Annotated in this window: 5 protein-coding genes; 2 read left to right on the top strand and 3 right to left on the bottom strand. The window is 73.2% G+C overall.

The window, feature by feature from the left end; genetic code table 11:
• Nucleotides 1–1,127: AI-2E family transporter (locus AC13HU_RS21550; protein ID WP_483043554.1), on the top strand; the 1,127-nt coding region annotated here is incomplete at its 5' end.
• Between the two features lie 94 nt (nt 1,128–1,221).
• Here AC13HU_RS21550 and AC13HU_RS21545 read toward each other — a convergent pair.
• Complete coding sequence (locus AC13HU_RS21545) at nt 1,222–2,511, bottom strand: low temperature requirement protein A (protein ID WP_483043553.1); 1,290 nt, start codon at nt 2,509–2,511, stop codon at nt 1,222–1,224.
• A gap of 361 nt (nt 2,512–2,872) precedes the next feature.
• Here AC13HU_RS21545 and AC13HU_RS21540 point away from each other — a divergent pair, with 361 nt between their 5' ends.
• Complete coding sequence (locus AC13HU_RS21540; RefSeq protein WP_483043552.1) at nt 2,873–3,778, top strand: ornithine cyclodeaminase family protein; 906 nt, start codon at nt 2,873–2,875, stop codon at nt 3,776–3,778.
• A gap of 301 nt (nt 3,779–4,079) precedes the next feature.
• Here AC13HU_RS21540 and AC13HU_RS21535 read toward each other — a convergent pair whose 3' ends face one another.
• Together AC13HU_RS21535 and AC13HU_RS21530 are read right to left on the bottom strand one after the other, a co-directional pair.
• Nucleotides 4,080–5,870, bottom strand: coding sequence for an SGNH/GDSL hydrolase family protein (locus AC13HU_RS21535; protein WP_483043551.1), 1,791 nt, complete (start codon nt 5,868–5,870; stop codon nt 4,080–4,082).
• Nucleotides 5,871–5,966: 96 nt separating this feature from the next.
• A complete protein-coding gene (locus tag AC13HU_RS21530) occupies nt 5,967–10,247 on the bottom strand; it encodes a glycoside hydrolase family 3 C-terminal domain-containing protein (RefSeq protein ID WP_483043550.1) in 4,281 nt (1,426 codons plus the stop codon).
• Nucleotides 10,248–10,548 lie beyond the last annotated feature (301 nt).

Genomic DNA, 10,548 nt, shown 5'->3' with positions numbered 1-10,548 from the left:
TGACCGTCCTGCCTGCCGACACCGCGCTGCCGCCGGCGCCGGCCGCTCCCGCGATCGACACCTCCTACCGCCGGCCGCGCCTGGGCGCGCTCCTCCCGGCGGCCCGCCGCTCCTGGTTCGGCGTCGGCTTCGGCACCGGGCTGGGCGCGGTGCTCGCCTGGATGCTGGTGCGGACCGTGCTGCGGATGAGCGAGCTGCTGACACTGCTGCTGCTCGCGGTCTTCATCGCGGTCAGCCTGGAACCGGTCGTGGCGTGGCTGTGCCGGCGCGGGCTGCGCCGGGGCCTTTCGGTGGCGATGGTGACGGCCGGGCTCGCCGGCGTCCTGGCGGGCTTCGTGGCACTGGTGATCCCGCCGGTGAGCGCCGCGATCGCCGCGCTCACCAACGACGTGCCGCGCTGGCGCAGTCAACTGCACGACCACCACACCACCCTGGGCCGCCTGGAGGAGCACTACCACGTCATCGAGAAGGTCCGGCAGCGACTCGGCTCCGGCGGGGGCGCGTCCGAGATCGCCGGGGGCGTGCTCGGCGCCGGACAGCTCGTGATCAGCGCGGTCGCCTCCACCGCGATCGTCGTCACCGTCACCCTCTACGTCATGGTGGCGCTGCCCACGATCAAACGGTTCTGCTACCGCTTCGTGCCCGGCACCCGCCGGACCAGGGCCGAGTCGGTCAGCGAGGAGATCCTCAGCCGGGTCGGCCGCTTCATGCTCGGCAACGTCGCCACCTCGGCGATCGCCGGTGCCGCCATCTTCGTCTGGTGCGAGACCACCGGCGTGCCCTACCCCGCCGCCCTCGGCTTCTTCGTCGCCCTCGTGGACATGGTGCCCGTGATCGGCTCCACCGTCGGCGGGGTCGCGGTCAGCCTCGTCGCGCTGTCCGTGTCCCTGCCCGTCGCCATCGCCACCGCCGCCTTCTCGATCGCCTTCCGCGTCGCCGAGGACTACCTGATCATGCCGCGGGCCATGAAGTTCGCGGTGGACGTCCACCCGGTCGTCACCGTCGTCGCGGTCCTGATCGGGGGGAGCCTGCTCGGTATTGTCGGCGGGCTGGTGGCGATCCCCGCGGCGGTGGCGCTCGGCATCGTCCTCGACGAGTACGTCTTCCCCCGCACCGACCGGGCGTGAGCCGACCGGGACCGACCGTACGGGCCGCGGGCAGCGGGCCGCGGGCAGCGGGCAGCGGGCAGGGGCACGGGACCGCGGTGCCGCGCGGCGCGCCTCAACCCTCGTCCGGCCCGGCGAGGTCGTCCAGCATCTGCCGCTGGTGGCGGTGCCCGACCGTCTCGTAGCCGACGACGGTGACGAAGGGCGCGAGCATCACCACCAGCAGGCAGACCGACAGCGCGACACCGGCCGTGGCCAGGAGCACCGCCGCGACGAGGATCGCCAGCGTGAGGGAGATCAGCAGCAGGTGGAAGCGGTCCTGCGCGGACAGCAGCAGCGTGTGCAGCAGGTAGACCATCAGCAGGTAGAGGCCGACCGGGAGGGCGAGCGACAGCACCACCGAGGTCGCGCTCAACACCGAGTGGTGCTCCAGGTACAGGCCGGCGACGTGCAGCCCGGCGCCCGCGCCGGCGATCCCGATGAAGAGGGGGACATGCCCGTACCCGAAGAGGTAGCCGCGGCTGCGGCGGTGCACAAGGATGTCGCCGAACGGGGTGGTGAAGTACACCCACCACATCCCGAAGGTCAGTCCGACGCCGGCCACGACGACGGCCACCGCGGTGCCGGTCCAGTGCGTGCCGTCCGCGCCGCCGAGCAGACCGCCGGACGACGCGACGGTGCCGACCACGCCCTCGCCCAGCGTGATGATCGCGAACAGGCTGTACCGCTCCGCGACATGGTGCGGGTGCCAGGGTGTGCCGCCGGCGCCGCCCTGGCCGAGCACCGGCAACAGCAGCTCCAGCGCGGCCAGTACGACGAAGGCCGCGAAGACGGCGGCGCGCGGCAGATGCGTGAAGCCGACCACCGTCCAGGCGGCCTGGACGAACACCGTCCACCGGATCATCGCCATGCCGACGTCGTGGAAGGGCGGTGAGTCGCGGGCCGCGCGCCACCACTGGAGCACCATCGCGACGCGCATCACCACGTATCCGGCGACCATCGCGCGCAGTTCGAGCCGGCCGCCGTCCTCGACGGAGTGGAACATCGCCGGCAGGCCGAGCGCGAACACGACGACGCCGATCATCTGCACCATGGTCAGCGCCCGGTAGAGCCAGTCGTCCGTGCCGAACGCGGACGCGAACCAGCTGAAGCTGATCCACGCGATGCTGATCGCGACCATCGCCAGCACGAACGCGGCGACCGCCTGCGCCGTGTGCCCTGCGGCGAGCATCTCGGCGAACTGCGAGGCCGCGGTGCCGACGGCGACCACGAACGTCAGGTCGAGCAGGAGTTCCAGCGGGGTGGAGACCCGGCCCTGCTCCGCCGGATCGCGGCCGGTCATCGGCACCCGCTGGTGCGCCACCCTGCCGGTTCCGGGGGTGCTGCCGGGTTCGGAGTCGGTCATGTCCAGCATGATGCCGGACGCGGCCGCCGTTCCCGCGTCAGCCCGCGGCCCCCCGCGCCGCCGGAGAAGCGGCCGCCCGCCGCCGGCACCCCGAACGAACCGCTCCAGGCGGCCCGTTGGAGCGCGAAGCCGCCAACTCACCGCCCGCGGAAGGCCCTACCCGCGCCTCGCCGCCCTCGCCCCCGGCGCGACACCATCCGCTGTGATGTCGACCGTCTCGATCTCGATCCGTCCCGCGGAGTTCCGGCTCCGAGTCCAGCGACGAAGGGCTGAGCGACATCGGTCGTACGGCGGATGCCCCGACCGCCGCGGACCCGACAGTGTGGTGCTCCGGTTCTGCTCCCCGGGAAAGGCGTGATCGGTGTTCCCCTTGGTGTTCGACGACGACGATGTTCGCGGCCGGCTCGACGCGGCGACGACCGTCCAAGTCATGCGGTCGGCGATCCTGGCCCACCATGACGGCGCGCTCCAGGCGCCGCCACGGGTGCGGGCCGACCTCGGTGCGGGGGACCTGGTCTTCACCGCCGGGTGCCTGCCCGCTCAAGGGCTGTTCGGCTTTCGCGCGTACGACACGTTCGCCGGTGCGGAGCAGTTGGTGGCCGTGTGGGATGCCACGGCCGGCAGGCTGCGCGCCCTCGTGCACGGTGCGGAACTCGGCGCGCGGCGGACCGGGGCGATCGGCGCCGTCGCGGTGGACGTGGCGGCCAGGCCCGGACCCGTCCGGGTCGGACTGGTCGGGACGGGCACGCAGGCGTGGACGCAGTTGTGGGCGGTCCGCGCGGTCCGGCCGCTCGAAGCCGTCACCGTGGCGGCCCGAGACCTGCGGCGCGCCGAGGAGTTCGCCCGCCGCGCCGGCGAAGAACTCGGGGTGGCCGTCCGCGCGGTGCCCCGGGTCGAGGACGCGGTACGTGAACGTGAGGTGGTGATCGTGGCGACCTCCAGCGCGGTGCCCGTGCTGGAGGCCGACTGGATCGCGCCGGGCACACATGTGACGACGGTCGGCCCCAAGACGGTCTCCCGGCACGAGCTGCCCGCCGAGTTGGGGGACCGGGCGGATGTGATCCTCACGGACTCCCGCGCCCAGGCGGGCGGTTACTCCGAAGCGCACCTGTTCCCCACCGACCGGATGGTGGAACTCGGCGCGATCCTGGCCCACGCGGCGACGGGCAGGACCGACCCGGACCAGATCACGGTCTTCTGCTCGGTCGGTCTGGCCGGCACGGAGGTCGCGCTCGCCGTGGCGCTGTGCGATGCCGCTGCGCGATAGGCACCGCGCCCGCCGGCCGACCCCACCGGTGCCGGCGCCGCGCCGGTTGTGGTGAAAGGGACGGCCCGCCCCGGGTGCGTGCGTACCCGGGGCGGGCCTGGTGGTGAAGGTGGCGCAGGGGTCGACTGGTCGCCGCCGACGGTGCCCGCTGGCAGCGTCGTCGTAGCCGCGGCGGTCGTCGTGCGGCACCGTGACGGCCCGCGCGGTACCTCCCACCTGCCCGAACGGGGCGCCCCCGCATGCTCGGTGGGGGCACCCCGTGCCCGTTGCTCCGTGTCGCGTGGCGCGAACGGGCCTTCGGTCAGAGCCTGGTGAGGTCGATGGCGTCGGCCATGGCCTGGTAGCCCGCTCCGTTGGGGTGCAGGTGGTCGCCGGAGTCGTACTGCGGGAGCATCGCCTCCGGGTCGGCCGGGTTGCCGACGGCGGCGGCGAAGTCGACCCACGTGTCGAAGGCGCCGTCGTTGTGGCGGATGAAGTCGTTGATCTGGTCGCGTGCCGCCGCCCGCGTGGGGGTGGTGCAGCCGCAGCCCTCGGTCGGCGTGAGGGTGCCGACGACGACCCGCAGCCCGTACGAGTGGAGGGTCGCGGCGATCTGCTTCAGGCCGGCGATCACGTCGGCGGCCGAGGCGTCGGAGTCGACGTCGTTGATGCCCTCCAGGACGATGACGGTGCGCACGCCGCCCTGGCTGAGGACGTCGCGGTCGAGCCGGGAGGTCGCCTTGATACCCCCGGCGCCGGTGTTCGGCAGGCCGTTGAACAGGTCGGTGAGCACCTTGTTGGCGCTGATCCCCTCGTCGGCGACGGCCGGTGCCTTCGGGCCGTCCTTGGCGAGCAGGCGCCGGGCGAGGTAGTTCGGCCAGCGCTGGTTGCCGTTGACCGTGGACGTGTAGCCGTCGGTGATCGAGTCGCCGAGGGCGACCACGGTGCTGTGCGAGGGGCCGGTGACCTCGATGCCGGACAGCACCGTCCAGAAGTCGAAGAGGTTGTGGACGGGGAAGTCGGCGCCGTCGGCCGCCTCGTCGGTGCCGCCGTCGTCGGTCGAGTACATGTCCTGGAGGCCGAGGCTGTGCGCCGGGGCGAACTGGACGGCGCCCGGCAGGTAGAGGCTGACCAGCAGGTCGCTGTCGGCGGGCACGGAGAAGGGCAGCGGGTCGCTGTACGCCTGCCCGCCGGCCGGCATCGTGACCCGCTGCCTGCCGCCGAAGGTGAGCGTGACGGGGGTGGCGGTCGGCACGGCGCCGGACGCGCGCACCGCGATCGTCGCGTGGCCCACCGTCAGCGGCTTGGGCCCGAAGGCGTTGTCGAGCCTGATCCGCACCCGGTTGCCGCCCACGCTGGTGTGCTCCACCATCCGCAGGGTGCGGTCGGTCCACACGGACGATGCCAGGCCGTCGTCGACGGCCGCGGACCAGGTCGCGGTCCACCCGGCCGGCACCGGCCGCAGTCCGAGCGCGAACACGTGCAGTTCGGGCGCCGCGGCGCCGTCCGCCCCGGCGACCGTCGGCAGCGTCACCGCGGCCGGCCGCTTGCGGGCGTCGAGCGGCACCGACACGGCATAGAGCTTCACGTCCAACGCGGTCGGGCCCGCAGGGGTGTTACGGCGGGAGGTGCGCACCGCCATGGCGTCGCTCGGCCCGCTGTACCAGTCGGGCGCGCTCAGCCGGTAGCTCTGGCTGCTGCCGTCGGCGTAACTGATCGTGCCGGAGCCGGCGGCGTCGGCGGCCGTGCCGGTGACCAGGAACGTCAGCGCCGATCCGGCGCCGTGCAGTGCGATGCGCTGACCGTCCGCGATAACGTTGTCAGGTCGGCCGGGGGCGGTGTCCGGCATCGTGAGCCGGGTCCCGCCGACGGTGACGGCGGCGCCGGGGCCCCAGTCGGCGGCCGTCAGGTCGTCGGCGACGAAGCTGTTGCCCAGACCGTCGAGATCCGCCGCGGCGGGCGCGGCGGCCGTGCTGATACCGGAGTTGTCGAACGCCGCGGCCAGACTCGGGTAGTGCGGGGCCCTGGTCGGGCCGGCGGCGGCTGCGGGTGGTGCCATGACGGCGACCAGTGCGGCGACCGGGAGGACGACCGCTGAAATGATCCTTTTCAACTCACGCTCCTGACGGGTGATCCGGTGGGGGTGCGAGGTGCGAGGAAGGTACGGGTGAGATGCGGTTGAGGTGCGGGGTCGTTACTCCCCAGGTCGTTATTCGACGGCGATGTCGAAGACGTGCAGTCGGGTACCGGCCTGGTCGCCGGTGACGGTGGTGGGCAAGGTGACGTAGGCGAGGGTCTTGCCGGCGGCCAGCGGGACCTTCGTCGCGTAGACGCTGACCGAAGTGCCCGCCGGGTAGCCGCTGCCTGCGGGGCGGTTCCAGGTGGGTGCGGTGGCGACCAGGTCGTCGCCGGGCAGCGGGGTGCTCGGGGTCCAGTTGGTCAGGCCGAGGGTGAACGGTGCGGTGCTGCCGTCGGTGTAGGTGAGCGTGCCGGTGCCCGAGCCGCTGCCGTTGTTCGCCGAGCCGAGGAACCACAGGTGCGAACCGCTGCCGCGCACCGCGATGTTCTGCCCGGCGGCGACCACGTTGTCGGGATTGCCGGCCGCGGCGGACGGCCAGATGAGGGCCGCCGGGCCGTGCGGGACCGGCTGCCCGGGCGCGAGGCCGGCACCGGCCAGCGACTGGGCGGAGTAGCTGTAGCCGGCGCCGTCGAAGTCGGCGGACTGCGGCGCGGAGTCGTCGCTGACCGCGGTGTTGTCGTAGGCGGCGGCCGGCGAGCCGAACAGCAGCGGCAGGTCCAGGGAGCCGCCCTGGAGCGGGTAGTCCTGCCCGGCCGCGGTGACCGTGCCGGTGAGGTCGATCGAGGCGGACTTCGCGTCGTCCCCGACGGTGACGGTCAGCTGCTTCGTCACCGACGCCCGGGGCGCGAGCAGCACCGAGGCCGTCGCGGGCGCGACGGTCACCCCGGCCGGCGGAGCGGTCCCGACGCCCACCGAGACCCGCTGGTCACTGGTGTTGCGCAGGGTGAGCGTGGCCGGGTAACCGCCGCCGGTCGTGGCGAGTTTCGCCGTCGAGGAGAGCGTCGCCGACACCAGCGGGCCGACCGTGACCTGGAGCCCGCTCGCCGTGCGGTAGCCGCCGTCCGCGGAAGCCTCGGCGGTCAGCCGCCACAGCCGGTCCTGCGCGCCCGCGGCCGGGGTCACCAGCCAGGAGGTGGTGAGCCGGGTGCCGGGCTTCACGCTGCGGAACTGCGCGGTCGTGCGCGCCTTGGCGGTCCAGCCGGCCGGCACGTCGAGGCCGAGCCTGACGTGGCCGAGGGTCTGGGTGCCGCCGGCGGTGAGCGTGGTGGTCACCACGCCGCCGTGCGCCGGGTCGAGGGTCGCGGGAGCCTGCGCGGTGACCGCGCGGGTGCCGGTGGAGCGCCGCAGCGTGTAGCTGCCGGTCAGCGGCAGGTCGCGCGAGGAGTCGCCGACGTACATCCGGTAGGTGCCGTCGTTCGTCTTCCAGGCGTGCGTGGCGTCGTCCCAGGTGTGCAGGTCGGACGGGGCGAGGGTGAAGGTCACGCGCCGGGACTGGCCGGGCCGGAGCGTGACGCGCTGGAAGCCCTTGAGCTGCTTGGGCGGTTCACCGACGCCGGCCGGGTCGCCGACGTAGAGCTGCGCCACCTCCGAGGCCGTACGGCTGCCGGTGTTGCGGACCGTCGCCGAGACCTTCACCGGCCCCGCCGCGTCGGCCGCTCCCGGCGAGACGCTGAGCCCGCCGAAGGAGAACGACGAGTAGGTCAGGCCGTAGCCGAACGGGAAGAGCGGCGTCAGATGGTGGGCGTCGTACCAGCGGTAGCCGACGTCCAGGCCCTCGCTGTAGTGGAAGTCGGTGGTGTTGGTCGCGACATCCACGGTGCCCGGGTAGCGGGAGGGGTCGGCGGTGGGCAGTTGGGACATGCTCGCCGGCCAGGTCTGCGGCAGCTTGCCGGACGGGTCGACGTCACCGAACAGCACGGACGCCAGCGCCGATCCGTTCTGCTGCCCGCCGTACCAGGACTCCAGCACGCCGTCGACCGAGCCGAGCCACGGCATCAGCACCGGGGCACCGGTGTTCAGTACGACGACGGTGTGCGGGTTGGCGGCGGCGACCGCCTCGACCAGGTCGTCCTGCGCGCCGGGCAGGGTGAGGTTCTGCCGGTCGCCGTCCTCGCTCTCGTCGTCGCTGACGACCACCACCGCGACGCTGTCCTGCTTGGCGACGGCCGCCGCGGCGGCGATCGCGGCGGTGTCGGGCACCTGCCAGCCGAGCGTGACGGAGCCGTTGCCGGGCGGGCTGGTCGGGGTGCCGGCCACCGGCCCGGTCGGGCCGTTCACCGGCTGGTAGTTCTCCACCGTGATCGGCGTCCGCACCCCGCCCTCGAGGTGGATCGCGGAGACCCCCGGGCCGTACTGCGCCCAGTCCTGGAAGACCGGTTGGCCGCCCACGGTCATCCTGATCCCGCCGGTGTTGGCCATCGAGAAGGTGTACGTGCCGGTGACCGGCGCGGTCAGGAAACCCTTCCAACGCACCGAGAACCCGGCCGGGTTGACGCCCGGTCCCGGCGCCGCGGTGTAGTGGTCGTCGATGTCCGGCTCGACCCGGGTGAGCGCGGGGGCGCCGGACAGGTCGAGGTTGTTGAAGTAGCTGGCGGTGAGGCCCTGCTGCCCGTCGGCGGTGGTGAAGCGCGCCGAGGGAACGGTCGGCAGCTTGTCGGTCACCCCCGGCACGCGGACGCCCGAGCGCCCCACGGCGGTCTGCCCGCCGCTGCCGTCCGCGGTGTACGCGGTCAGCTCGGCGATCGACCACCAGCTGCTCGCCGACCCGGTCTGCACGATCTTGACGTACCGCGCCTGCCGCGCGGTGAACGTAGCGGTGACCACCTGGCCGGTGCCGGTCCCCTCGGCGACCGGGGAGCCCCAGTCCTTGCCGTCGGCGGAGAGGTAGACCTGGTAACCGCGGGCGTAGTCGGTGCCGTTGCCGGCGTCCAGGGTGATCCGGTCGATCGGGTGCGAGCCGCCCATGTCGGCGGTCACCCACTGGCCGTCGGCCATCGGCGTGCCGCTGGACCAGCGGGTGCCGAGGTCGCCGTCGAACATGTTGGCCGGCTGGTCGGAGCCGCCGGCGGTGGAGGAGGCCGCCCCCGTCCAGGAGCCGACGGTGTCCACCCGGACCGAGGAGCCCGCGCGCGCGGCGAGGCCGTCCGCGACGGTGACCACCGACGACGAGTCCACCGGCACATGCGAGCTGCCGCCGCCCCCGGTGATCGGCGCGTCCTTCGCCGCCGCCCCGATCACCGCGATCGACGGGGTGCCGGCGGTCTTCAGCGGGAGCAGCCCGCCCTTGTTCTTCATCAGTACGGTGCCCTCCGCCGCGATGTCCCGTGCGGTGGCGACGTGTTCGGGCGTCGTGGCGGTGGCGCCGGGGGAGCCCGCGGTGGAGTCGAACAGGCCGTAGGCGAACTCCTCGGTGAGCAGCCGCGCCACCTTGTCGTCGAGCACGGCCATGCTCACCTGGCCGGAGCGGACGGCGTCCGACAGCGGCTGCCCGAAGTTGCCGGGGGCGGGCATGTTCAGGTCCAGCTCGGCGTTGGCCGCCTGCACGGTGCTGCGCGCGCCGTCCCAGTCGGTGACCACGAAACCGTCGAAACCCCAGTCCTGCTTGGCGGTGTCCTTCAGCAAGGTGGCGTTCTCGTTGGCGTGCACGCCGTTGACCAGGCTGGTCGCGGCCATGATCGAGGCCGCGCCGCCCTCTTGGACGGCCTGCTTGAACGCCGGGTAGTAGATCTCGTTGAGCGTGCGCTCGTCGACGATCGCGTTGCCGTTGTTGCGGTTCTGCTCGGTGTCGTTGGCGACGAGGTGCTTGATGTCGGCCATCACGCCCTTGGACTGCACGCCCTTCACGTACTGCGTGGTCATCGCCCCGGACAGGTACGGGTCCTCGCCCGCCATCTCGAACACCCGCCCGCCGCGCGGGTCGCGCTCCAGGTTGGTGTCGGGACCCAGGTCGACGCTGATGCCCTTGGTCTTCGCCTCGGCGCCGACCACCTGCCCGTAGGACAGTTCGGCCGCCGGGTCCCAGCTGGCCGCGGCGGCGACCGGTGCCGGCATCGCGGTGGTGCCGCCCATCACCACGCCGGCGCCGCCGTCGTTGAGGTTCAGGGCCGGCACGCACAGCCGTGGGATGGGGGCCACCACCCCCGCGTAGCCGGGCAGCCCGCTGCCGTGGGTCATCGACAGCTTCTCGTCCGTCGTCATCCGCGCGAGCACCTGCGCGGCGCGCTGCGCGGGCGAGGCGCTCGAACCGACCCACGGGCAGGCGGCGTCGGCGCCGGCCGGGCTGCCCGCGGCGGCGGGAACCTGCCCCGCGGTCACGATGAGCAGCAGCGCGGCCGCCACTCCCGCGGCCCCGACGGGCAGCCGTCCGCGGATTGGTGCCCGGCATGGCCGTTGGTCGTCGGAACGGGGCATGCGTGGTCCTCTCGGGTGCTCCTCGCACGACGTCAGCCAACGCCGGACTGTAACGTTTCAATACGAACGCGCCACAACCTAGGTCCGTACACAGCGGCAGTCAAGAGAAGTGCGAGGACGGGCGCAGCCGGCCTGATTGAAACGTCTTTGAAATCCGGACGGTCCGCCGCAACCCCGGCGACCGGCGCGGCCCGGCTGCCCGGCGAAGCACGCCGGGCGACCTCGCGGACCGGCGGGTGCATACGGCCGTCGACGTCGGGGGACGGGCGGTTCCTGCCCCCGGTGGCGAAGGGGCGGGAGG

This window comes from Streptomyces sp. NH27, assembly GCF_056859195.1.
Note: the sequence above shows the minus strand (reverse complement) of the source record. Positions and strands in the feature narration are given on the sequence as shown.